This is a genomic window from uncultured Comamonas sp. (assembly GCF_964277875.1).
Taxonomy (GTDB): Bacteria; Pseudomonadota; Gammaproteobacteria; order Burkholderiales; family Burkholderiaceae_C; genus Comamonas; species Comamonas sediminis.
Genome location: NZ_CAXYJV010000038.1, coordinates 201,042 through 224,409, shown reverse-complemented (window position 1 = coordinate 224,409; position 23,368 = coordinate 201,042). Strand labels below are relative to the sequence as shown.

23 protein-coding genes and 1 riboswitch are annotated in these 23,368 nt (G+C 65.7%); of the genes, 18 read left to right on the top strand and 5 right to left on the bottom strand.

Annotation, left to right across the window (positions count from 1 at the left end; genetic code table 11):
• Positions 1 to 117 precede the first annotated feature (117 nt).
• The 7 genes from lgt (at position 118) to ACHWUQ_RS14620 (ending at position 7,878) form a co-directional block, all read left to right on the top strand.
• On the top strand, positions 118 to 948 hold the full coding sequence (gene lgt, locus ACHWUQ_RS14650) for a prolipoprotein diacylglyceryl transferase (protein ID WP_239811181.1): 831 nt from the start codon (positions 118 to 120) through the stop codon (positions 946 to 948).
• Between the two features lie 103 nt (positions 949 to 1,051).
• Positions 1,052 to 1,840 (top strand): transporter substrate-binding domain-containing protein, encoded by a 789-nt coding sequence (locus ACHWUQ_RS14645; protein WP_239811182.1) that lies wholly within the window; start codon positions 1,052 to 1,054, stop codon positions 1,838 to 1,840.
• Between the two features lie 252 nt (positions 1,841 to 2,092).
• Complete coding sequence (locus tag ACHWUQ_RS14640) at positions 2,093 to 2,761, top strand: GntR family transcriptional regulator (RefSeq protein ID WP_239811183.1); 669 nt, start codon at positions 2,093 to 2,095, stop codon at positions 2,759 to 2,761.
• Positions 2,758 to 4,236 carry a malonyl-CoA decarboxylase gene (locus ACHWUQ_RS14635; protein ID WP_394681570.1) on the top strand — a complete coding sequence of 493 codons (1,479 nt, stop codon included), beginning with the start codon at positions 2,758 to 2,760 and terminating at the stop codon, positions 4,234 to 4,236. Before ACHWUQ_RS14640 ends, ACHWUQ_RS14635 begins: the two co-directional genes overlap by 4 nt.
• A gap of 194 nt (positions 4,237 to 4,430) precedes the next feature.
• Complete coding sequence (locus ACHWUQ_RS14630; RefSeq protein WP_394681569.1) at positions 4,431 to 5,447, top strand: Bug family tripartite tricarboxylate transporter substrate binding protein; 1,017 nt, start codon at positions 4,431 to 4,433, stop codon at positions 5,445 to 5,447.
• Between the two features lie 16 nt (positions 5,448 to 5,463).
• Complete coding sequence (locus ACHWUQ_RS14625) at positions 5,464 to 6,255, top strand: enoyl-CoA hydratase/isomerase family protein (RefSeq protein WP_394681568.1); 792 nt, start codon at positions 5,464 to 5,466, stop codon at positions 6,253 to 6,255.
• Between the two features lie 66 nt (positions 6,256 to 6,321).
• A complete protein-coding gene (locus ACHWUQ_RS14620; RefSeq protein ID WP_239811186.1) occupies positions 6,322 to 7,878 on the top strand; it encodes a malonyl-CoA synthase in 1,557 nt (518 codons plus the stop codon).
• A 107-nt stretch (positions 7,879 to 7,985) separates the two neighbouring features.
• Here the strand turns inward: ACHWUQ_RS14620 and ACHWUQ_RS14615 are convergent, their stop codons facing one another.
• Both ACHWUQ_RS14615 and fnr read right to left on the bottom strand, forming a co-directional pair.
• On the bottom strand, positions 7,986 to 8,429 hold the full coding sequence (locus ACHWUQ_RS14615; RefSeq protein ID WP_239811187.1) for a universal stress protein: 444 nt from the start codon (positions 8,427 to 8,429) through the stop codon (positions 7,986 to 7,988).
• A 136-nt stretch (positions 8,430 to 8,565) separates the two neighbouring features.
• Positions 8,566 to 9,288, bottom strand: a complete 723-nt coding sequence (gene fnr, locus ACHWUQ_RS14610) for a fumarate/nitrate reduction transcriptional regulator Fnr (RefSeq protein ID WP_394681567.1) — start codon at positions 9,286 to 9,288, stop codon at positions 8,566 to 8,568.
• A gap of 149 nt (positions 9,289 to 9,437) precedes the next feature.
• Between fnr and hemN the strand changes: the two genes are divergently transcribed.
• Entirely contained in the window at positions 9,438 to 10,820 is a 1,383-nt protein-coding gene (gene hemN / locus ACHWUQ_RS14605; protein WP_394681566.1) for an oxygen-independent coproporphyrinogen III oxidase, read from the top strand.
• A gap of 16 nt (positions 10,821 to 10,836) precedes the next feature.
• On the opposite strand, the gene ACHWUQ_RS14600 is transcribed toward hemN, so the two are convergent.
• From ACHWUQ_RS14600 to ACHWUQ_RS14590, 3 genes are all read right to left on the bottom strand, one after another.
• Positions 10,837 to 11,658, bottom strand: coding sequence for a sulfite exporter TauE/SafE family protein (locus tag ACHWUQ_RS14600; protein WP_394681565.1), 822 nt, complete (start codon positions 11,656 to 11,658; stop codon positions 10,837 to 10,839).
• 447 nt (positions 11,659 to 12,105) lie between these two features.
• Positions 12,106 to 12,525, bottom strand: a complete 420-nt coding sequence (locus tag ACHWUQ_RS14595) for a cell division protein ZapA (RefSeq protein ID WP_394681564.1) — start codon at positions 12,523 to 12,525, stop codon at positions 12,106 to 12,108.
• The gene (locus ACHWUQ_RS14590) at positions 12,525 to 12,740 is read right to left on the bottom strand and encodes a hypothetical protein (RefSeq protein ID WP_021027064.1); all 216 of its coding nucleotides are present in this window, start codon (positions 12,738 to 12,740) and stop codon (positions 12,525 to 12,527) included. Before ACHWUQ_RS14590 ends, ACHWUQ_RS14595 begins: the two co-directional genes overlap by 1 nt.
• Before the next feature lie 37 nt (positions 12,741 to 12,777).
• A riboswitch (cobalamin riboswitch) is annotated at positions 12,778 to 13,025 on the top strand.
• An 82-nt stretch (positions 13,026 to 13,107) separates the two neighbouring features.
• Between ACHWUQ_RS14590 and ACHWUQ_RS14585 the strand changes: the two genes are divergently transcribed.
• The 10 genes from ACHWUQ_RS14585 to ACHWUQ_RS14540 all read left to right on the top strand — a co-directional run bounded on the left by ACHWUQ_RS14585 (position 13,108) and on the right by ACHWUQ_RS14540 (position 23,365).
• On the top strand, positions 13,108 to 15,006 hold the full coding sequence (locus ACHWUQ_RS14585; RefSeq protein WP_394681563.1) for a TonB-dependent receptor domain-containing protein: 1,899 nt from the start codon (positions 13,108 to 13,110) through the stop codon (positions 15,004 to 15,006).
• A 22-nt stretch (positions 15,007 to 15,028) separates the two neighbouring features.
• Positions 15,029 to 16,450: a cobyrinate a,c-diamide synthase gene (locus ACHWUQ_RS14580; protein WP_394681562.1), complete on the top strand. Its 1,422-nt coding sequence runs from the start codon at positions 15,029 to 15,031 to the stop codon at positions 16,448 to 16,450.
• Between the two features lie 10 nt (positions 16,451 to 16,460).
• Positions 16,461 to 17,066 (top strand): bifunctional adenosylcobinamide kinase/adenosylcobinamide-phosphate guanylyltransferase, encoded by a 606-nt coding sequence (locus ACHWUQ_RS14575; protein ID WP_394681561.1) that lies wholly within the window; start codon positions 16,461 to 16,463, stop codon positions 17,064 to 17,066.
• Positions 17,066 to 18,064 (top strand): ABC transporter substrate-binding protein, encoded by a 999-nt coding sequence (locus tag ACHWUQ_RS14570; RefSeq protein ID WP_394681560.1) that lies wholly within the window; start codon positions 17,066 to 17,068, stop codon positions 18,062 to 18,064. Before ACHWUQ_RS14575 ends, ACHWUQ_RS14570 begins: the two co-directional genes overlap by 1 nt.
• A gap of 71 nt (positions 18,065 to 18,135) precedes the next feature.
• Entirely contained in the window at positions 18,136 to 19,113 is a 978-nt protein-coding gene (locus tag ACHWUQ_RS14565) for a FecCD family ABC transporter permease (RefSeq protein ID WP_394681583.1), read from the top strand.
• Complete coding sequence (locus ACHWUQ_RS14560) at positions 19,113 to 19,934, top strand: ABC transporter ATP-binding protein (RefSeq protein WP_394681559.1); 822 nt, start codon at positions 19,113 to 19,115, stop codon at positions 19,932 to 19,934. The genes ACHWUQ_RS14565 and ACHWUQ_RS14560 overlap by 1 nt, the downstream gene beginning before the upstream one ends.
• Positions 19,935 to 19,995: 61 nt before the next feature.
• Complete coding sequence (cobO, locus tag ACHWUQ_RS14555; RefSeq protein ID WP_239811196.1) at positions 19,996 to 20,565, top strand: cob(I)yrinic acid a,c-diamide adenosyltransferase; 570 nt, start codon at positions 19,996 to 19,998, stop codon at positions 20,563 to 20,565.
• A 22-nt stretch (positions 20,566 to 20,587) separates the two neighbouring features.
• The gene (bluB, locus tag ACHWUQ_RS14550; protein WP_394681558.1) at positions 20,588 to 21,280 is read left to right on the top strand and encodes a 5,6-dimethylbenzimidazole synthase; all 693 of its coding nucleotides are present in this window, start codon (positions 20,588 to 20,590) and stop codon (positions 21,278 to 21,280) included.
• On the top strand, positions 21,277 to 22,371 hold the full coding sequence (gene cbiB / locus ACHWUQ_RS14545) for an adenosylcobinamide-phosphate synthase CbiB (protein WP_394681557.1): 1,095 nt from the start codon (positions 21,277 to 21,279) through the stop codon (positions 22,369 to 22,371). Before bluB ends, cbiB begins: the two co-directional genes overlap by 4 nt.
• Positions 22,364 to 23,365: an aminotransferase class I/II-fold pyridoxal phosphate-dependent enzyme gene (locus tag ACHWUQ_RS14540; protein WP_394681556.1), complete on the top strand. Its 1,002-nt coding sequence runs from the start codon at positions 22,364 to 22,366 to the stop codon at positions 23,363 to 23,365. Before cbiB ends, ACHWUQ_RS14540 begins: the two co-directional genes overlap by 8 nt.
• Positions 23,366 to 23,368: the final 3 nt, after the last annotated feature.

Here is a 23,368-nt window from a genome sequence, read left to right as displayed (position 1 = left end):
TTGACGTAAATTTTTGTTGAACGCGATGATATCGATTGTGTAATCGAATGCGCATGGGCGCGGGTAAGTCCTGTGCCACCACCCCGGTTGGCGCTGCCCGCTGCGAACTGCGGCACAATGCCTGCCATGCTGATGTATCCCCAATTTGACCCGATTGCCATCAAGCTCGGCCCGCTGGCCGTGCACTGGTATGGACTGACCTATCTGGTCGCCTTTGGCCTGTTTCTGTTCCTGGGCATTCGCCGCCTCAAGGACCAGCCTTTTGCCTCGGTTACCACGCCCACCCGCTGGCAACGCAAGGATGTCGAGGACATTCTGTTCTACGGCGTGCTCGGGGTCATCGTCGGTGGCCGTCTGGGCTACTGCCTGTTCTATAAACCCGGGTACTACCTCAGCCATCCGCTGGAGATACTGGCGGTCTGGCAAGGCGGCATGAGCTTCCATGGTGGTCTGGTCGGCGTGATCCTGTCGATGGTGCTGTTTGCCAGGTTGAAGGGCCGGCCCTGGCTGCAGGTGGCCGACTTTGTCGCGCCCTGCATTCCGCTGGGCCTGGCATCGGGGCGCGTGGGCAACTTCATCAATGGCGAGCTCTGGGGCCGCTTCTCCAGCCCCGATCTGCCCTGGGGCATGGTGTTTCCGCAAAGCGGCTCGATGCTGCCGCGCCACCCCTCGCAGATCTACCAGTTCCTGCTCGAAGGTGTGCTGCTCTTTGTCATCATGTGGCTGTACTCGCGCAAGCAGCGTGGTGAGGGCCAGGTGGCCGGCGTCTTCCTGATCGGATACGGCCTGCTGCGCTTCATTGCCGAGTATTTCCGCGAGCCCGATGACTTCCTGGGCCTGCTGTCGCTGAACCTCAGCATGGGCCAGTGGCTCAGCCTGCCGATGGTGCTGCTGGGCATCTACCTCTGGAACCGGGGCCGCAGCCAACCGGTGCTGGCCACGCCGTAAACCGCTTATATCCCTGGTTTTATAGGGCTATACTGATCAGCGGCTGTGCCGGGTTTATCTGGCCCAGCGGCTTTGTTTTTTGCCTGAGCGGAGATAGGACGATATGACAAGAAAATGGGTGCTGGGCCTGGTGGCCGGTGTGTGCATGCTGGGCGGTGCGGCGGTGTCCGCGCAGCAGGCCTTGCCCGATCTGAAAGTGGCCGTGGACCTGAGCTATGAGCCCTTTACCTACAAGCTGCCTACAGGCCAGCCTGCCGGGTTCGACGTGGATATCGCCAATGCGCTGTGCGCCGAGATCAAGCGCAAGTGCGTCTTCGTCGAGCAGGTCTGGGACGGCATGATCCCCGGTCTGCAGGCCAAGAAATACGACGTCATCATCAGCTCGATGGCCAAGAACGAGGACCGCGCCCGTGTCGTGGACTTCACGAACAAGTACTACCACACCGGTGCGCGCATCGTGATGCCCAAAGGCTTCAAATACACCGGTCCCGAATCGCTGAAGGGCAAGAAAATCGGCGTGCTCAAGGCCAGCATCCAGGAAAAATGGGCGCTGACCTACCTCAAGCCTGCCGGCGTCGATGTGGTGTCCTACCCGGGCCGTGACCCGGTGTACCTGGATATCAACTCCGGCCGTCTCGATGGCTCGGTGGCTGACAGCGTCGAGATTGCCTATGGCTTTTTGAAGAAGCCCGAAGGCCAGAACTTTGAATTCGTCAGCGATACCCTGGTGGACAAGAAGATCTTTGGCGAAGGCGCCAGCATTGCGATGCGCAAGGGCCAGCCTGAGCTGAAGAAGTCGCTCAATGATGCGATTGCCGCCATCCGCGCCGATGGCCGCTACAAGAAGATTGCCGACAAGTACTTTGACTTTGACCCCTACGGCAAGGACTGAGAACCTCGTCACACGCTGCGGGCCCACGGCCCCAGCGCAAGAGCAGGCAGGCCCGGTGGAACCGGTGCCTGCTTTTTTTTACCCAAGATGCCTGACGTGAGCGTTTGCACCGGTAACAGTGATTGCGGACTACGAACCGGGTATTAACACGGGTGCCAAAATGCGCTGTAATTTCTCATAATTACAGGCACGCACTGCAGATGGGGCCGCTGGCCCGGTGCAGAACGATGGCCTTCACAAAGGAGCAAGCGGATGGCAGTTGCCGGACAGCCTTTGCACGACACGGTGGCGATCCAGGTACGGGATCTGATCTTTGCCGGCACGTTGGCGGCGGGCGAACTGCTGGACGAAAAGGCGCTGTGCGACCAGCTCTGCGTGTCGCGCACGCCGTTGCGTGAAGCCCTGAAGTTGCTGGTCTCCGAAGGCCTGCTGCGCCATGAGCCCCGGCGCGGCTGCTTCGTCGAGACCGTGACCGAGCGTGACCTGGACGATATCTTTCCGGTCATCGCCCTGCTGGAGGGGCGTGCCGCCTACGAGGCCACCAAAAAACTCAGCAGCGCCGACCGCGCGGTGCTCGATGTGATGCACGAGCAGCTGGTCGACTACGCCGAGGCGGGCGACATTGCCGCCTACTACCGCATGAACCACCAGATCCACGAGGCCTTCATTACCTTGGCCGACAACCGCTGGCTGGCCCAGGCGATTGCCGATCTGCGCCGCATTCTGCGCCTGGCGCGGCTGCACCAGTTGCGCGCGCCGGGCCGCCTGCAGGCCAGCTTGCAGGAGCACCTGGATATCTACGCCGTGATGCTGACCGGCGACGCCGATGCCGCCGAGCAGACCATGCGCAACCATTTGCTGCAGCAGCGCAAGGCGCTGCTGCGCACCACTCCACTATCACCGTCGAGGATTGCTTTATGACCACCGCTACTGAAACTTCGCCCGCTGCCGGGGTGGACAGCGCTGCCAACAGCTGGCTGCAAAAAAGTGCGGCCTGGCTGCGCTCGGTCGGCATTCCTACCGAGCTGGGCAGCAGCAGCGCTGCCGATGGCGAGCGTGACACGACCGAGCGCCTGAAGGCGACCCTGCGCCGCGGCAATGAAGCGCTGTCGCCGCGCGAGTTGCGCCGGCTGCTGGCCGACCTGCAGGCGGTGGCGGCCAGTGAAGTGAGCGATGCCGAAGGCGGGCGCCTGGCCGAGCCGGTGATGCAGTGGTATGCCGCTGCCCAGCCCGAGCAGCGCCTGGACTGCTGGCGCCTGCTGTGCGAGCAGTTTGTGCCCGACGTGGCCAAGATCGGCCAGGCCCGCCAGCGCTATGAAGACGCCATCGGCACTGCAAGCATGGCCGCTGCCGAGCGCCAGTTGCGCAAGGCCTTGCAGACGCCGCGCATGCGGCTGTTCCAGCGTTTTGCGGTGCCGGCGCAGGGCATGCGCTTTTTGCTGGATCTGCGTGCGCAGATGCTGCCGCAGATCAAAAGCCATGAATGGCTGGTCGCGGTCGATGCCGATCTGGAGTACCTGTTCTCCACCTGGTTCGATATCGCCTTCCTGCAGCTGCGCAGCCTCAGCTGGGATTCGCCCGCATCCCTGCTGGAAAAACTCATCAAGTACGAGGCGGTGCATGACATCCGCAGCTGGACCGACCTGAAAAACCGCCTCGACAGCGACCGCCGCTGCTACGGCTTCTTCCACCCGCGCCTGCCCAATGAGCCGCTGATCTTTGTCGAGGTGGCGCTGGTCGACAAGATGTCGGACAGCATTGCGCCGCTGCTGGACGAGGCCGCTGCCGCAGCCGACGTGAACAAGGCCAGTACGGCCATCTTCTACTCGATCAGCAACACCCAGACCGGCTTGCGCGGCGTGAGCTTTGGCGATTCGCTGATCAAGACCGTGGTGGAGCAGCTGCTGCAGGAGTTTCCGAAGCTGCGCCAGTTTGCCACGCTGTCGCCGATCCCTGGCTTTCGCAGCTGGCTGGGCAAGAACGCAGCCGATGTCTGGGAGAGCGCCGACAAGCGCCTGCGCGCCGAGCTGGGCAAGGCGCTGGACAAGGCCGACCCCACGGCGGACGACTGGATCGCAGCGCTGGAGCAACCCGGTCAATGGCAGCCGGGCGACCCGGCTGCCAAGCTGCTGATGCATGCCGCTGCCCGCTACCTGGGCAAGAGCCTGGTCAAGGACAAGCCGGTGGATCCGGTCGCGCGTTTTCACCTGGGCAATGGCTCGCGGGTCGAGCGCCTGAACTGGGCGGGGGACACCTCGACCAAGGGCATCAAGCAGTCCTACGGCCTGATGGTGAACTACCTGTACGACCTCAAACGCCTGGACAAGCACCGCAACCTGCTGGCACAGGGCAAGATTCCGGTGTCTTCGGGCATCGAGGCGCTGGCCAAGGTCTGAACCTGTTTTGATGGATGGCAGGCCAGCATGGCGCCCCCGGGTGCTGCGCTGGCCTGGAGAGAACTGCAGGCTCCCATAAGGGCCGCAGCCTGGGTGGTGGGCAGGCTTTGCTGACCATTCAGGGCCCGCGCGTTGCTGTCGGCGCGCGCAGGCGGGTGTGCGTGGATCTTAAAAAACAAACGTTAGGAGACAAGATGACCAAGAGCAAAACACCTTCGCCGTCCAGAAGACGAACCTTGCTGGGCCTGGCTGCCGGCATGGCGGGCACGGCGCTGCCCGCCTGGAGCTGGGCCAGTGCAGCTGCGGCACGCGACTGGCCGGCCAAGCCGGTAACCTGGGTCGTGCCTTTTCCTGCAGGGGGCGGCACCGATGCCTTCGCGCGGCCGCTGTCCTCGCAATTCTCGAAGTTGTCGGGCAAGACGCTGGTGATCGACAACAAAGGCGGCGCCGGCGGCACCCTGGGGGCCAGCTTTGCGGCGCGCCAGCCCGCCGATGGCTACCACTTCTTCATGGGCGGCACCCACCATGTGATTGCGCCCTCGGTCTATCCCAAGCTGGATTACGACATCCAGAAGGACCTGGTGCCGCTGGCGCTGCTGGCCACGGTGCCGCAGGTGCTGGTCGTCAACCCCAAGCGGGTGACGGCGGCCAATATGCAGCAGCTGCTGGCCCAGCTCAAGGCCAACCCCGGCAAGATGAGCTTTGCCTCGGCCGGCGCCGGCACCAGCCACCACCTGGCCGGCGAGCTGTTCAAGATCCAGAGCCAGACCGACATCCTGCATGTGCCCTACAAGGGCGCCGGCCCGGCGCTGCAGGACCTGATTGCCGGCAATGTGGACATGCTGTTCGATGGACTGGGCTCGTCCGCCGCGCATATTGCCGCCGGGCGCATCAAGTGCCTGATGGTCTCGGGCAGCCAGCGCAACCCCTCGTTGCCCGATGTGCCCTGCGCCGCGGAGGTGGGCTTGCCCGATTACAACGTGACCACCTGGTACGGCCTCTGGGCCATCAAGGGCACGTCGCCCGAGCTGCAGGCGCGCATGTTCGAAGAGGTCAAGCGCATGGGCACCTCGGAAGAGATCAAGGCCATCTGGGCCAAGAACGGCGCGGAATATGGCAGCATGACGCAGCCGCAGTTTGCGGCCTTTGTGGCCGATGAGGTCAAGCGCTGGGCTGAGGTGGTCAAGGTCTCGGGCGCGAAGATTGAATGACAGCAGGAGCGATGTGATGGCGGGGCAGGTTCGTGTGGAATCGTGGACGGCGGGCGAGGACGCAGCCGACGCACAGGCGGTGCGCGTGGTGCTGGCCCATCCGGGCAAGCGCAATGCGATGTCGCGGGCGATGTGGCGGCAGCTGCGCCGCGTGTTCGAGGAATTGCAGCTCCGGCCAGGCCTGCGCTGCATCGTGCTCCAGGGCGAGGGCGAGGCCTTTTGCGCTGGCGGCGATATCTCGGAATACGCGGATTTTCGCTTTCACCCCGAGAGCCTGGCCGCCTTTCATGAAGGCGAGGTATGGCCTGCACTGCATGCCATGCTGCAATGCGATGTGCCCCTGGTCGCCGCCATTGAAGGGGCCTGCATGGGCGCGGGCGTGGAGCTGGCCAGCTGCTGCGACAGCCGCCTGGCGGCAGACACGGCCCAGTTTGGCGCGCCCATTGCCAAGCTCGGCTTTCCGATGGCGCCCAGGGAGGCGGCGCTGGTGCTGAGCCAGGTGGGGCCTGCGAAGACGCGGCAGATGCTGCTGGAGGCGGCGGTCTTTGGTGCCGACCAGATGCAGGCCTCGGGCTTTTTGAGCCAGGTCCTCCCGGCCGCCCAGCTGCAGGCCGAGCTGGCGCGCACGGTTGCCCGCATCTGTGGCCTGGCCCCCCAGGCCGCCCGCATGACCAAGCAACTGCTGCGTGCGCTGGCCGACGGCGATGCCCAGGCCCCGGTGCTGCAGCAGCCCTATGCCTATGCCGATTCTGCAGAGCACCGCGAAGGCATTGCCGCCTTTGTAGCCAAGAGAAGTCCCCAGTTTTGACGCTGCCTGCGCGGGCCAGCGGCCCGGCTGCAGGCGCCAAGAAAACCACCAACCACGTAGACCAACATGACCAACGACAACCTGTTCTGCGCGCTGCGCGCAGCCTTTCCTGACGACCTCGATGCCATCGCGGTGGAGACCACCTCGGCCAGCGGCGCGCCGCTGCACTACAGCTGGCGTGACCTCGATCGCATGAGTGCGCGCATCGCCAACCTGCTCGATTCGCTGAACATTCCTTCCGGCAGCCGGGTCGCGGTGCAGGTGGAAAAATCGGTCGAGGCGATGGCGCTGTACCTGGCCACCTTGCGCGCAGGCCATGTCTTTCTGCCGCTGAACACCGCCTACCAAAGTGCCGAGATCGAGTACTTCATCACCAATGCGGAACCGGCAGTCGTGGTCTGCTCGCCCGCCAACTTTGGCTGGGTCTCCAAGATCGCCTTCCAGTGCGGCACGCAAAGCGTGTTCACCTTGGGTGATGACCGCAGCGGTACCTTGCTGGAGCGCGCGGTGCACTGTGCCGATACCCACACGCCGGCGCAGAAATCCGCCGGCGACATGGCCGCCATCCTCTACACCAGCGGCACCACGGGCCGCAGCAAGGGCGCGATGCTGAGCCACGGCAACCTGCTGAGCAATGCGGTGATGCTCAAGGACTACTGGGGCTGGAAGAAGGGCGATGTGCTGATCCATGCGCTGCCGATCTTCCATGTGCACGGCCTGTTTGTCGCGATCCATGCGGCGCTGCTCAACGGCAGCAAGATGATCTGGTTTGCCAAGTTCGAGCCCAAGGCAGTGATTGCCGCGATGGCACGGGCAACGGTCTTCATGGGCGTACCGACCCTGTATGTGCGCCTGCTGGCCGAGCCCGGCCTGACCAAGGAGGCCACCCGGCACATGCGCCTGTTCATCTCGGGGTCGGCGCCGTTGCTGATCGAGACCTTCCGCGAATGGCAGACCCGCACCGGCCACACCATCCTGGAGCGTTATGGCATGAGTGAGACCATCATGCTGGTCTCCAACCCCTACCAGGCCGATGCCCGCCATGGCGGCCAGGATGAGCGCCGGGGCGGCACGGTGGGCTTTGCGCTGCCGGGTGTGGGCGTGCGGGTGCAGGGCGATGATGGCCAGGCACTGGGCGCCGACGAGATCGGCCATATCCAGGTGCAAGGCCCCAATGTGTTCAGCGGTTACTGGCGCATGCCCGAGAAAACCGCCCAGGAGTTCACCGCTGATGGCTGGTTCAAGACCGGCGATGTCGGCAAGATCGATGCGCGTGGCTATGTGACCATTGTGGGCCGCAGCAAGGATTTGATCATCTCCGGCGGCTACAACGTCTACCCCGCCGAGATCGAAGGCTTCATCAACGAGCTTCCGGGCGTTGCCGAAAGCGCGCTGGTGGGGGTGCCACACCCGGATTTTGGCGAGGTCGGTGTGGCGGTGGTCATAGCCAAGGCAGGCCAGCAACTGGACGCCGAAGCCATCATTGCTACCCTCAAGAAGCAGCTGGCCAACTTCAAGATACCCAAGCGCTGCTTTGTCGTGGCCGAGTTGCCCCGCAACACCATGGGCAAGGTGCAGAAGAACCTGTTGCGCGACCAGTACCAGGGCCTGTTCAAGGGTTGATACCCTGCAGTGGCGGTTTGGAGCCGCCATGACAAAACCCTCGCTTGTTGCAGCGTATCCGCTGCCGCAAGCGAGGGTTTTTTATCGGGGTTGAAGTTATGCAGCGGTCAGCGCAGCACCAGCACCGGTATCGTCGCATGGGTTAGCACATGCTGGGTTTCGCTGCCCAGCAGCAAACGCTTCAAGCCCCGGTAGCCGTGCGAGGCCATCACAATCAGGTCGCAGTTTTCCTTCTTGGCCGTCTCCAGCAAGGCCTCGGCAATCAGGTCGGACTTGATCACCAAGGTCTTGATCGGCACGCCCGTTGCGGCCCCTTCGGCCACGACCTTGTCCACCACGCTCTGCGCAGCGCGCTGCCAGCCTTCTTCGATGCGTGCGATGTCATCGGGGTTCTGCATCGTGCTGCCTTCGAAGTAGCTGCGCGGGTAGTTCGGCGAGATATTGACGGCGGTGACGGTGGCATGGCTCAGCTTGGCCAGCGCCAGCGCATGGCGGACCGCTTTCTCGGACAGCTCAGAGCCATCGGTGGCAAGCAGGATATGTTGGTACATGACAGGCTCCTTTCGGGTCAGACTCCGGACAGGGCCACAGGCTGCTGCCTTGCCCTGGTTTCATCTCCAAGCATCGCCGCTTATCGCGCGGAACGATGTCGGATCAGGCCGCGTTCGTGTCTCTGGCCTGCACTTTTCAGGCCGAGCAGGCCTGGGTGTTGATCAGACCCTGGAGCTTGTCGGTGTCGAGAATGCGCACATGGCGCTGCTTGACCTCGATGATGCTCTCCTCGGCAAACTTGGAGAAGGTGCGGCTCACGGTCTCCAGCTTCAGGCCCAGGTAGCTGCCGATTTCCTCGCGGGTCATGCGCAGGATCAGTTCATGCTGCGAAAAGCCCCGGGCGTGCAGCCGCTGCACCAGGTTCAGCAGAAAGGCGGCCAGACGCTCTTCGGCACGCATGCTGCCCAGCAGCAGCATCACGCCGTGCTCGCGCACGATCTCGCGGCTCATGACCTTGTGCACATGGTGCTGCAAGGCCGTCACTTCGCGCGACAGGTCCTCGAGTGTCGAGTAGGGCATCACGCAGACCTCGGCATCTTCCAGCGCAATCGCGTCGCAGGAGTGGCGGTCATTGACGATGCCGTCCAGGCCGATGATCTCGCCCGCCATCTGAAAACCGGTGACCTGGTCACGCCCGTCTTCGGTGGCGATGCTGGTCTTGAAGAAGCCGGTGCGAATCGCATACAGCGAGGTGAAGGTCTCGCCATTGCGGAACAGCGCACTGCCGCGCTTGATCTTGCGGCGGGTGGCAACGATCTCGTCAATACGCTCCATTTGTTCGGCCGACAGACCCACGGGCATGCACAGCTCGCGCAGATTGCAGTTGGAGCACGCCACTTTGATGGAGTTGGATGTCATGTATCAATACCCGTGAACAAATATTCGTGTAGGAACGGCGTTCCTTGTATGCGCCTATTGTGCGTGCAGGCGCCAAATGGGTTCTTGATGTATATCAAGGACGGGTGGCGAGCCTTGGGGCACATTGGGGGTCCGCAAGGATAAAGCCCATGATTTCCCTGACCCCCGAACTGCTGCGCCGTTTTGACGTCCCCGGCCCCCGTTACACGTCGTATCCTACCGCAGACCGATTTGTTGAAGCCTTTGCTGCGAATGAGTACAAGCAGGCGCTGGCGCAACGCGGCAGTGGCCTGGCGGCCAGGCTGGCGCCACTGTCCTTGTATGTGCATGTGCCGTTCTGTGCCTCGCTGTGCTACTACTGCGCCTGCAACAAGATCATCACCAAGCATGCCGAGCGGGCCGACGAATACCTGGATTACCTGGAGCGCGAGCTGGATCTGCAGCTCGCCCACCTCAGCACACGCTCGACCATCAGCCAGCTACACCTGGGCGGGGGCTCGCCGACCTTCCTGAGCGATGCGGGTCTCAGCCGCCTGATGGACATGGTCAAGCAGCGCTTCCATCTGCAGCCGGGCGGCGAGTACTCGATCGAGATCGACCCGCGCACCGTGAGCCGCGAGCGCCTGCTGCACCTCTACCAACTGGGCTTTAACCGCCTGAGCTTTGGCGTGCAGGATTTCGACCCGCTGGTGCAAAAGGCCGTGCACCGCGAGCAGCCCGCCGACCAGGTGTTTGCGCTGGTCGAGCAGGCGCGCGCAATCGGCTTTGAATCCATCAATATTGATCTGATCTATGGTTTGCCGTTGCAAAGCCCGGCCAGCTTCGCCCGCACGATGGAGCAGGTCAATGCGCTGCGGCCTGACCGCATTGCGCTCTACGCCTATGCGCATCTGCCCGAGCGCTTCAAGCCCCAGCGCCGCATTCTGACGCAGGACCTGCCCAGCCCGGCGGACAAGCTGGCCATGCTGGCCCAGGCGCTGGCCGCGCTGGAGGGTGCTGGCTATGTCTACGTGGGCATGGACCATTTCGCGCTGCCCGAGGATGCGTTGGCGGTGGCCAAGCGCCAGGGCCGCCTGCACCGCAATTTTCAGGGCTATAGCACGCAGCCCGATTGCGATCTGCTGGCACTGGGCGTCTCGGCCATCGGCCGCATCGGCGCCACCTACAGCCAGAATGCCAAGACGCTGGAGGAGTATTACGACCTGATCGACCAGGGCCAGATCCCCGTGGTGCGCGGGCTGGCGCTGACGCGCGATGACCTGCTGCGCCGCGCGGTGATCATGGGTCTGATGTGCCAGGGCAGCCTGGCGATCGAATCGCTGGAGCAGGCCTGGCTGATCGACTTTGCGCAGTACTTTGCCGCCGAGCTGGCCCAGCTGCGCGAGCTGCAGGCGCAGGGCCTGGTGGACGTGCGAGACGATGTGATCAACGTGACCGAGCTGGGCTGGTACTTTGTGCGCGGCGTGGCCATGGTGTTCGACAAGAACCTGCAGGCCGACCGCAACCGCGCGCGCTTCTCGCGCATCATCTAGCCTGCTGTGGCCTCTCTCAGACCTGCCACGCTGCCAGACTCTTGTAGAGCATGTACAGCGCCAGGCACAGCAGGATGCCACCAAAGATCTTCTTGAGCTGTGCCACCGGCAGGCGGTGCGCGGCGCGGGCACCCAGCGGTGCGGTCAGCACGCTGCAGGTGGCGATGGCGGCCAGGCCCGGCAGCCAGATGTAGCCCAGCGAATGCGGTGGCAGGCCCTGCAGGTGCAGGCCGGCCACCATGAAGCCGGCGACATTGGTGACGGCGATCGGAAAGCCCAGTGCCGAGCTGGTTGCCACCGCGTTGTGCATCGGCACGCTGCACCAGGTCATGAAGGGCACGCTGATGAAAGCACCGCCGGCCCCGACGAGGCCCGAGAGGCAGCCAATCACGCCGCCGGCCGCCAGCTGCCCGGCGGTGCCCGGCATCGGGCGCGTCCCTTGGCTGTTGGGCTTGCGGAACATGCGCAGTGCCGAGTAGCCAATGAACAGGCCGAAGAACAAGCCCAGGTAGCTGCCCTTGAGCACCGCAAAAATGCCCAGGCTGGCCAACAGGCCGCCCAGCACGATGCCCGGGGCCAGGCGTTTGACGAGATCCCAGCGCACGGCACCATGCTGGTGGTGGGCGCGGACGCTGGACATCGATGTGAACACGATGGTCGCCATCGACGTGGCGATCGCCATCTTGATCGCCAGCTCAGGCGCCACGCCCTGGGTGCCCAGGATATAGGTGATGAAGGGCACCAGCACCATGCCGCCGCCGATGCCCAGCAGGCCTGCCAGAAAGCCGCCGATCAATCCCGGCAGCGACAGCGGCAGCAGAACGAGAGGATCAGCCATGGTGCGCAGTAAAAAGGCCACCTGAAACAGGTGGCCTGAAACCCCGCTGTCGCGGAGAGGAGAAGACAGGTTGGGCAGCCTGCCCGAAAAAATCAGGTGTTCGCAGCGGATCCACTGGACCGTCATCCTGAACCGGGGGTTCAGGTGGGCGAGGGCAACCTATCGTTGGGTTCATCTGACGCGAGACGATCACGCTCAATAGGTAATGTACCAAGCCCGTGCTCGTAGAGCATTGGTTCAAGGAACTATAAAGTCCAGCAGGGCTGCGAACGCTTCCATTGTAATCGCTCGCACCTGCTGCACCCCCCAAAATCGCAATTCAATGTGCTGAGATTGGTCAAAAAAGATAGCGTCCTACACAGCTCGTAGAACGCATGGAACGGTATTTTTAGCCAATGCATTGCATGGCGCCAGTATTTGGTGTTAGCGGCTGCTAACACGCTGCTGTCAGGCGCTGGCGGCCAGCGTTTCGGCACCCGGGGAGGGGGCGGGAGCCAGTGCCGCATCGAGCCGTTGCAGCACCGATTGCAGACGGGGCTCGTCCCAGTCGAGGCTGGCCTGCGCAGCGGCGGCGGGCTGGCTCTGGGCCTCGGCCATTGCAGCCGATTGGGCGGCGGCCTGCGCTTGCAATGCATCGGCCGTCTGGCTCAACTGGCTGTTTTGCACTTGCAGGTCGAGCAGATCAAAGGCCACATTGAGCGCCGCCAGCACGGCAATGCGCTCGCGGCCACGGATCTTGCCCGCGTCGCGGATGCCGCTCATGGCCTCATCCACATGCTTGACGGCGGCCAGCAAGCGTGCCTCCTGGCCTTCGGGGCAGCCCAGCATATAGCTTTGCTGCATGATGTGTACTTCCAGCTGTTTCATCATTCGTCCTGGTCAAAGGTCTTGGGCAGGCGTTCGATCAGTGCGTCCACGCGGGCGCGGGCCGCAGTCAGGCGCGATTGGAGGGAGTCGCGCTCCTGGGTAAGGGTGGTGACCTGCTCTTGCAGTTGGGCGTGGGCGCGTTGCAAAGCCTCATGACGGCTCAGCAGTGCTTCCACCCGCTCAAGCATCAGATCCATAGAAGGCGTAGTGGCCATAGAGAGACAGTCTTCTTAAGTGCGCAATGGGTTTAACGCTAAAATTGTACCCGTTGGTGCTCGCCCCAGTGGTTCACATGGGGGCAGTTCAACGGGAAGCAGGAGCGCTGCTTGTGCCCTACAAGCGTTGCGCAACCTGCGCTGCCCCCGCAACGGTAAGCGATGGTTGGCTTTTGCGCCATCCACAGCCACCACTATGCCACTGAATACCTTGAACAAGTGTTTGGGAAGGCGTGTGCTGTGTCATCGCCAGCCCGGATACCGGCCAACATAGTGGAGGTGCGTGGCCCAGGTGCTGCCACAGCTTCCGTGTTCCCCATTGCCGGCGGGGAGGCTGGCGCGGGGTGGTTCATCGCCAGCTCAGTCCATGTTTTTCTCGCCTTTCACGACACGCCGCTGCGCGCGTCCCGTCTGCACGCCCCGTTCCCGGTTGTTCCCCTCCCGCTCCACCATCGCTTGGGCGGCGAGCGCAGCGCTGCCTTGCGTGGCGCTGTCCGCGCAGGCGCAGCAGCTGCCCTCCGGCCAGGAAACAGCGGGTAAGAACCTGCAGGAGATGGTGGTGACTGCCAACCGCATCGAACAACCGCTGTCCGATCTGGTGGCCGATATGTCCATCATCGATGCGCCAACCATCGAGCGCCAGGGCCCGGGCAGTGTCGCCGATGTGCTGGCGCGGGTGCCGGGTATCCAGATCACGCGCAACGGCGGGCCCGGCACGACCACCAGCGTGTTTCTGCGCGGCGCCGATTCGCGCTTCACCGCCGTCTACGTTGACGGCGTGCGCATGGATTCGCAATCGACTGGCGGCGCCTCCTGGCAATCGATTCCGCTGGCGCTGATCGACCGCATCGAAGTGCTGCGCGGCCCGGCGGCTGCCGTCTACGGCTCGGACGCCATGGGCGGTGTGGTGCAGATCTTCACGAAGAAGGGCGACGGCCCCGCCCAGCCTTATGCCGGCCTGGGGGTGGGCAGCCGGGGCATGTTCACTGCAGAGGCGGGTATCTCCGGCGGCGCGGGCGGATGGGATTACGCGCTGGGCCTCAACCGCTCGCAGACCGATGGCTTCAATGCGCGTACGGTCGCCACCGCCAACCCGGACAAGGACGACTACCGCAGCAATGCGGTCAGCGGCCGTCTGGGCTACCAGCTCAACCGCCAGCACCGGCTGGAGGCTACCTTGCTGGCCAGCGATGTGAACTCGGGCTATGACATCAGTCCGGTGGATGATGACCGCAGCCTCAACAAAATGTATGCGCTGGGCCTGAACTGGCAGGCGCAGTGGACCGCGCAATACAGCACCAAGCTGCAGTTCAGCCAGTCGCGCGACTATTACGAAACCCGGCCCTCGCCCTACCAGACGGACACCCGCCTGCAGAACTACCTGTTCCAGAACGAATGGCGCCTGGGTGTGCACACCTTGACGGCAGCGCTGGAGCGGCGTGACGACGCATTGACCAATGGCGGCATTGACCGGGATCGCCACCAGAATGCGCTGGCGCTAGGCTATGGCCTGAACACCGGCCCGCACACGGTGCAACTGAACCTGCGCCGGGATGACGACAGCGAGTTTGGCGGCAAGACCACCGGCAGCGCCGCCTACGGCTATGCGTTTGCAACCCACTGGCGCGCCACGGCAACGGTGGGCACCGCCTTCCGTGTGCCCACGCTCTACCAGCGCTTCAGCGAATATGGCGATGCCTCACTGCAGCCCGAGAAAAGCCGCAATGCCGAGCTGGGCCTGCGCTGGGCGCAAGGTGCGCACAGCTTCTCGGCCACGGCCTACCGCAACCGGGTGACCGACCTGATCAACTTCTCGTCACCCGGCAGCTGCGACAGCCCATTCGGCTGCTATGCCAATGTGGGCAAGGCACGCCTGGAGGGCATCACCCTGGCGGGCACCACCAAGCTGGGCGCCTTCAACCTGCATGGTTCGGTTGATTTCCAGAACCCGCGCGACACCGAAAACGACAAGCTGCTGGCGCGCCGCGCCAAGCGCTATGCCACCCTGGGCGCCGAGACGCGTGCCGCAGGTTGGACCTGGGCCGCCGACCTGCAGACCAGCGCCAAGCGCTTTGACAATGCCGCCAACACCAATGTGCTGGGCGGCTACACCTTGTTCAACCTGTCGGCGCAGACCGAGGTGGCCAAGGATGTGAACCTGATCGCCCGGATCAACAACCTGGCGGACAAGCGCTACCAGACCGCACGCACCTACGCCACCGAAGGGCGCAGCGTGTATGTGGGTGTGAAGTGGATGCCGCGCTGAGCGCAGAGGGGATAAGCGAGCCATGACAGAGATGACGGTTCAGGACCGCCCAACGGCCTCTTGTGTGGCGCTGCTGATTGCGGCGCCCGCATCCGGCCAGGGCAAGACTACGGTGACAGCGGCCCTGGCCCGCCTGCATGCCCGCCAGGGCCGGCGGGTGCAGGTGTTCAAGTGTGGTCCGGATTTTCTTGATCCGCAGTGGCTGCGCCTGGCCAGCGGCCAGCCAGTGCATGCGCTGGACCGCTGGATGAACGGTGAAGCGGATGTGCGCGCGCGCCTGTTCCAAGCCGCGCAGTGCAATGATGTGCTGCTGATCGAAGGCGTAATGGGCCTGTTCGATGGCGCCAACAGCGCCGCCGAGCTGGCCAAGTCGCTGGGCATCGCTGCCGTGGTGGTGGTCGATGCATCGGCGATGGCCGCTACCTTTGGCGCCATTGCCCATGGTTTGCAGCACTATGACCCGGGCCTGCAACTGGCCGGCGTGCTGGCCAACCGCGTGGCCACCGCCCACCATGGCGAGATGCTGCGCAGCGGCCTGCGCGACCCGGCCCTGTGGCTGGGCGCGATGAACCAGGTCAGCCTGGATGCCGCCAAGCCGCGCGCCAACCTGCTGCCCGAGCGCCATCTGGGACTGGTGGCAGCCCATGAGCTGCACGACGCCGCCGAACGCCTGGATGCTGCTGCCGATGTGCTGGCGCAAACGCCGCTGGGCCAGCTGGCCTGGCAGCAGTGGCAGCAGCGCTGGACGGTGGCCTTTACCGCGCCTGCGCCCACCGCCCCGGTGCCCGCCTGGCTGGCCGGGCGGCGCATTGCAGTCGCCCGCGATGCCGCTTTCAGCTTTATCTACACTGCCAATCTGGAATGCCTGCAGGCCATGGGGGCCGAGCTGGCCTTTTTCTCGCCGGTCGCCGGGGAGCGCCTGCCCGCCTGCGATGCGCTGTGGCTGCCCGGGGGCTACCCGGAGCTGCACCTGCAGGCACTGAAGGCCAATGCCGGTCTGCAGCTCGATCTGCAGGCGCACGTAGAGCAGCGCAAGCCGGTCTGGGCCGAATGCGGCGGCATGGTGGCGCTGGCCGAAGGCCTGACCGATCTGGACAGCCGCTGGCACAGCCTGTGGGGCTTGCTGCCGGCGCAGGCCGTGATGCAGCAGCGCCTGGCAGGGCTGGGCATGCAGCAGCTGCTGACGCCCTGGGGCATGCTGCGCGGCCACACCTTTCACTATTCGAAGCTGCAAAGCGAAGCCCAGCAAGTGGCGCGCAGCAGCCGCCCGGGCCAAGCGGCCGACAGCGGCAAGGGCGAAGCCGTCTACCAGCAGGGCAGCATCCATGCCAGCTATTTCCATGCCTGGTTCCCCTCGTGCCCGCAGGCGGTGGCCGCCTTGCTCGGGGCGGAGATGCCGGTGGTCGATCCGCAGGCCTGGCACAGCGGGGCGCTGAACGCCTAAGATGCGCGGCATGGATCAATCTATATTCCACATCGATGGAGCACCGCTGAAGCTGCTGCTGCTGGGCGGGCAGAAATCGGGCAAATCGCGCCAGGCCGAGCTGCTGGCGCGCGCCTGGCTGCAGGCCGATGCCGGCCGCAGCGCCAGCCTGGTCGCCACCGGCACTGCGTATGACCTCGAGATGCACGAGCGCATTGCGCGCCACCAGCGTGACCGCCGCGAGCGCGTGCCGCAACTGGCGACCCTGGAAGCGCCGCGCGACGTCGCCCAGCTGCTGCAGGCCCACAGCCGGCCAGAGCACCTGCTGGTGGTCGATTGCCTGACCCTGTGGCTCACCAACTGGCTGATGCCGATGGAGTCGCCAACCCCAGCGCCCGCCACTGCGCCAGCGCCTGCGCAAGCCTGGCAGGCGCAGTGCGATGCCTTTATCTCTGCCCTGCAGGCCGCCACTGGCCCCGTCATTCTGGTCAGCAATGAGATTGGCCTGGGCGTGATTCCGATGGGCCGCGAGGTGCGCGCGTTTGTCGATGCGCTCGGTCTGCTGAACCAGCAAGCGGCAGCGGCCTGCAACCGCGTGCAACTGATGGCGGCCGGCTTGCCGCTGCAGATGAAATGATGGCTTTGTTTTTTGCTCTCCGACCCCGTCTGCGGCAAGCGCTGGCCTGCATGGCGCTAGTGGCCGCATGGCCGATGGCGCATGCGGCGCCGTCTGCCAGCATCGATGAACTGCGCCTGCAACCCTTTGCGAATGCGCCGGTCTGGAAGGACCAGGATCTGGTCACGCCGGTGGCCATCGTCGATGACCGGGGCCGCCAGGTGCAGCTGGGCCAACTGCCGCAGCGCATCGTGAGCCTGTTGCCATCGCTGACCGAGAGCACCTGCGCACTCGGCCTGTGCGAGCGCCTGGTGGGGGTGGATCGCTATTCGGACTGGCCTGCCTCGGTCAAGAAGCTGCCGGTGGTGGGCGGCGGTCTGGACCCGAGCGTTGAATCGGTCGTGGCGCTCAAGCCCGATGTGGTGCTGCTGTCCAATGCCTCCAAGGCGGCCGAGCGGCTGCAGGCGCTGGGCCTGAAGGTGGTGGCGCTGGATGTAAAGTCCAAGGCCGACATCCACCGCGTGCTGGGCACCCTGGGCCAGCTGTTGGGCGTGCCGCAGGCGCAGGGCGCAGAGCGGGTCTGGCGTGACCTGGAGTCGGGCATTGATGCCGTTGTGCGCGAGCTGCCCGAGCGCACGCGCCATACCCGGGTCTATTTTGAGGTGAGCCGAGGCCCTTATGCGGCCGGCCCCCAGTCCTTTATCGGCGAGACCCTGACCCAGCTGGGCGCCGACAATGTCGTGCCAGCCGAGCTGGGTCCCTTTCCCCGGCTGAGCCCGGAGTTTTTGCTGCGCGCCCAGCCCGAGGTGATCATGCTCGGCAACCGCAGCATGCAGGCTGCTACCAGCTACCCGGGCTGGCACAACCTCCAGGCCGTCAAGGCGGGCAGGGTCTGCGTGTTCAGCGATGAAGAGTCGTATGCCATCGTGCGGCCCGGCCCGCGCATGGCCCAGGCGGCGGCGCTGATGGCACGCTGCCTGGCCGACAAGGCGCCAGGCAAGGCGGCGGTGGCGCGCTGATGGCTGCTCCGCCCACCTCTGCACCGGCAGCGCGGCGCGAAGCGGCTCCCGGCCTGCGCCGCAGTGCCTGGCTGGCGCTGGTGCTGCTGGTGCTCAGTGCCGTGCTGCTGCTGGTAGGCGCCAGTGTCGGCAGCACCGGTTGGGAGAGTGTGCTGCGCATGCGCGATGACCCCACTTCGTGGCAGATCGTGGTCGATATCCGCCTGCCGCGCTCGCTGGGCGCCTGGCTCGCCGGTGGCCTGCTGGGCCTGGCCGGGGCCGTCGCCCAGGGCCTGTTCCGCAACCCGCTGGCCGATCCCTATCTGCTAGGCAGTGCTTCCGGCGCGTCGCTGGGCAGTGCGTTGGGTTTGGTGCTGCTGGGCTCGTCCGTCACCAGCCTCAATCTGCTCTACCGCCTGGGGATGACCGGCATGGCCTTTGTCGGCGCGGCCTGTGCGGTGGCGTTGACGGTGGTGCTGGCGCGCAATGTGCAAAACACCTTGCGCCTGTTGCTGGCCGGCGTGATCGTCGGTGTGGTGCTGGGCGCCATGCGCGATCTGCTGGAGTTGCGCCACCCCGATATCCTGCAGGCCATGCAGGCCTTTACGCTGGGCACCTCGGCCTTTGTCGGCTGGGAAGGCTGCGCACTGATGGCCGGCGTGCTGCTGGTCTGTGTGCTGGCCACCTGGAGCTGCGCCCGGGTGCTCGATGGTTTGACCCTGGGCGAGGCGACGGCCGCCAGCCTGGGCCTGCCGCTGGCGCCGCTGCGCTATGGCCTGGTGGCGGTGCTGGCGCTGGCCACCGGCACCTCGGTCGCGCAGACCGGGTTGATTGCCTTTGTGGGCCTGGCTGCCCCGCACCTGGTACGCAGCCTGGTGCAGGTGGGCCATGGCCGCAGCACCGTGCTGGCCGCCGCGATGGGCGGCGTGCTGCTGCTGGCGGCCGATATCCTGGCGCGCTGGCTGGTCGCCCCGCAAGAGCTGCCGGTGGGCGTGCTCACTGCGGCACTGGGCGGCAGTTATCTGCTGTGGCGCATGCACCGCAGCACCCGTTCGGCAGGAGGCCTGTGATGCGCGGCACTGCAAGCCCCGCGGCGCTGAGCGCCACCAATATCCATGCCGCTGTGCATGCGCGGCCGATTCTGCAAGGCGTCAACGCCCAGTTTGTGCAAGGCCGCTGGACCAGCATTGTCGGCCCCAATGGCGCGGGCAAATCAAGCCTGCTCAAGGTGCTGGGCGGCCTGTGGCCGGCGGCACAGCTGCAGGGCGATGTGGCACTGCTGGGCAAAAGCCTGGAGCGCTGGCCGCGCAAGCAGCGCGCCCAGGCGCTGGCCTGGCTGGGCCAGGGCGAGGTGGTGACGCAGGAGCTGACGGTGATGGACGTGGCCATGCTGGGCCGCCTGCCGCACCAGCCCTGGTTTGCAGCACCCAGCGGCGAAGACCATGCGGTGGTGGAGCAATGCCTGCGGGCGGCGCATGCCTGGGATTGGCGCCACCGGCCGGTGGCCGAGCTCTCGGGCGGTGAGCGCCAGCGGGTGCTGCTGGCCCGCGCGATGGCTGTGCAGGCCTCTGTGCTGCTGATGGACGAGCCGCTGGCCAACCTGGACCCGCCGCACCAGACCGACTGGGTGGACAGCATGCGGGCCTTGACGGCCCAGGGCACCACGGTGGTCAGCGTGCTCCATGAAATATCGGTGGCGCTGCTGGCCGACCATATGCTGGTGCTGCAGGCGGGCCGGGTGCTGCACCAAGGCCGCTGTGACGACCCTGCTACCCATGCTGCGCTGGAGGCGGTGTTTGACCACCGCATCCAGGTGCGCGCCATCGATGGCATGTGGATGGCCTTGCCGCGTACCGCCACTGCCGCGCAGGCCGGCCAGCGCGGGCGCTGAACCCCTGCGAACCGGGCCTGGCCCCGCTTCCAACAACACAACGAAACAAGGAAAGATTGCAATGCAGATTGAAACGCCACCCAGCGAAAAGCCTTATGAAAAGCCCGAGGGCGAGCGCCGTGGCCTGGTGATCGTCAACACCGGTGACGGCAAGGGCAAGACCACAGCAGCCTTTGGCCTGGCATTCCGCGCAACCGGCCGGGGCAAGGCTGTCAAGGTCTACCAGTTCATGAAGGTGCCGACCGCCCGTTTTGGCGAGCACCGCCTGTCCGAGCAAGTGGGCCTGCCGGTCGAAGGGCTGGGCGATGGCTTCAGCTGGAAGAGCCGCGACCTCGAGCACAGCGGCCAGCTGGCGCGCGAGGGCTGGGAAAAGGCGAGGGCGGCGATCCTGTCAGGCGCGTATTTTCTGGTGGTGCTCGACGAGATCACCTACCCGCTGATCTATGGCTGGCTGCCGCTGCAGGAGGTGCTGGACACCTTGGCCGCCCGGCCCAAGGAGGTGCATGTCTGCCTCACCGGCCGGCGCTGTCCGCAGGAGATCATTGACATGGCCGATACCGTCACCGAGATGACGATGGTCAAGCATGCGTTCAAGGCCGGCATCCCGGCGCAGCGCGGCATTGAAGACTGAGCCACCGCAGCCGATTGCTGGCATGAGCGATACCCCTTTCAACGCCCCCACCATCGCCGCCACGGCCTTCAGCGAGGCTGAGCGCGCTGCGGTCTACCGCGCCATCCACGAGCGGCGCGACATGCGCCACTTTGCCGGCGGCCAGGTCGACGAGGCGGTGCTGCTGCGCCTGCTGCGGGCCGCGCACCATGCGCCCAGCGTTGGCTTTATGCAGCCCTGGCGCTTCATCCGCGTGCGCGATGCGCAGATGCGCAGCCGCATCCATGCGCTGGTGGAAGACGAGCGCCTGCGCACTGCCCAGGCATTGGGCGAGCGCGAGGCGGACTTCATGAAGCTCAAGGTGCAGGGCGTGCTGCAGGCGGCCGAGGTGCTGGTCGTGGCCATGCCGCCCGGGCGCGAAGCCCATGTGTTTGGCCGCCGCACCTTGCCCGAGATGGATGTGGCCAGCACCGCCTGCGCGATCCAGAACCTGTGGCTGGCCGCGCGCGCCGAAGGGCTGGGGATGGGATGGGTGTCGCTGTTCGAGCCCCAGGCGCTGGCGCAGTTGCTGGCCATGCCTGCCGGCGCGCACCCGCTGGCCGTGTTGTGCCTGGGACCCGTGCAGGTCTACTATGCCGAACCCATGCTGCAGCAGGAACGCTGGGCCCGCCGTGCGCCTTTGCAGGACATGCTGATGGATGGGTGCTGGCAGCCAGACTCAGGACCGCAGCCATGAGCGATGGTGGCCTGTGGGCGCTGGTGCTGGCCGGTGGTAGCCCGCTGCTGCAACTGGCGCAGCCCTTGATGGATGCTGGCCCTGCGCTGCACTGGCAGGCGCCGATGGCGGCCTTGCTGGCCGTGTTGGTGGCGTTGCTGGTGGACTGGCTCTGGGGCGAGCCGCCGCTGCGGCTGCACCCGGTTGTCTATATGGGCAAGCTGCTGGGCCTGCTCGGCCAGGCGATTGCACCGCGCCAGGCGGACGAGCGCGCCTATGAGCGCTTTGTGCTGGCGGCTCTGGCCTGGTGCCTGCTGGCGGGCGGTGCTTGGCTGGTGTATGCGGCCCTCATGTATCTGCTGCAGGCAGTGCCTTGGTGGCTGAATGGCCTTGTGGCTGGGTTGCTGCTCAAACCGCTGCTGTCCTGGCGCATGCTGCGCAGCGAGGTGCTGGCCGTGGAGGCCGCGCTCGGCGAATCACTGCAGGCGGGCCGGGCCCGCTTGTCCTGGCTGGTGAGCCGCGATACCGCACAGCTCGATGCCGCCACGGTGCGTGAGAGCGCGATCGAGACCTTGGCCGAGAACCTGAGCGACTCGGTGCTGGCGCCGTTGTTCTGGTTTGCCGTCGCCGGCCTGCCGGGGGCGGCGCTGTACCGGCTGGCCAACACGGCCGATGCGATGTGGGGCTACCCCGGCTGGCGCGGCCAGGGTGCACAGCGCCGCCACTGGCAATGGGCGGGCAAATGGGCGGCCCGGGCCGATGATGTGCTGAACTGGGTGCCTGCCCGCATCACAGCGGCCTGGCTGGCGCTGCTGGCGGGGGGCCTGTCCTGGTCCGGGCTGCGGCGCGATGCGGCAGTCACGCCGTCGCCCAATGGCGGCTGGCCCATGGGCGCAATGGCGCGGGCGCTGGGCGTGCATCTGTCCAAACCCGGCGTGTACCAGCTCCACCCGCAAGGCCGGCCGCCGCAGGCCCCGGATGTGCAGCGGGCACTGGCCCTGGCGGGCCGCGTGGTGTGGGTGCAGGCGCTGTGTGCCTTGTTGCTGGCCCTGGGTTTGGCGGCAAAGATAGGAATCGCCTCGATGGCGCAAGGAGTGTTGGCCCATGGCTGATAACGAGCATGGTGGTACCGACGCCTTGGGCGTGCCGGCGCATGATTTTTCCACCAACCGCAATGCCTGCGGCCCCTGCCCGGAGGCCGTGGCGGCCTTGCAGGCCGCGCATCTGGCGCAGTACCCCGACCCGCACTACACAGCGCTGCGCCTGCAGCTGGCGGACTTCCATGCGGTCGCCCCTGAGCGCCTGGTCATCGGCGGCAGCAGCAGTGAGTTGATCCACCGCCTGACCCAGCATGCGCTGCGCCAGGGTGCCACCAAGGTCAGCCTGCCGCGCCATAGCTATGGCGACTACGCCCAGGCGGCGGAGGTGTGGGGCCTGCACACCGGCGCCCGCAGCCCGGCCTGGGGCGAAGGCCTGCACTGGGCCTGCGAGCCCTCCAGCCCGCTGGGTGCGCAAGAGGACGTCTGGCAAGCCTTGCCCGCCGATGCCAGCCACCATGGCCTGGTGCTCGATTGCGCCTACCGGCCGCTGTGGCTGGAAGGCCCTGCGCCGCCGCGCGACATGGCCGCGCTGTGGCAGCTGTGGACGCCCAACAAGGCGCTGGGCATGACGGGGGTGCGCGCTGCTTATGCGATTGCGCCCGAGGGCACGGCGCAGGCGCAGATCGACGCGCTGCGGGCGCTGGCGCCTTCGTGGGTGGTGGGCGCGCATGGCGTGGCCATGCTGCAGGCCTGGGTCACGCCCGAGGTGCAGGCCTGGCTGGCCCGCAGTCTGGATACGTTGCGCCACTGGAAGGCCCGGCAGCTGGCGCTGTGCGAGCGCCTGGGCTGGGCAGTGCTGCCCGGCCACCAGGCCAATTACTTTGTCGCGCGCCTGCCGCTGGACCCGGCGGACCTGCCCGCGCGCCTGGCGTCACTGCGCAGCCAGGGCATCAAGCTGCGCGATGCCCGCAGCTTTGGCCTGCCCGGCCATGTGCGCCTGGGGGTGATGGCGCCGGTGGCGCAGGCGGCGCTGGAGCGGGCCTGGCTGTCGCTGTCAGATACTTAGCGA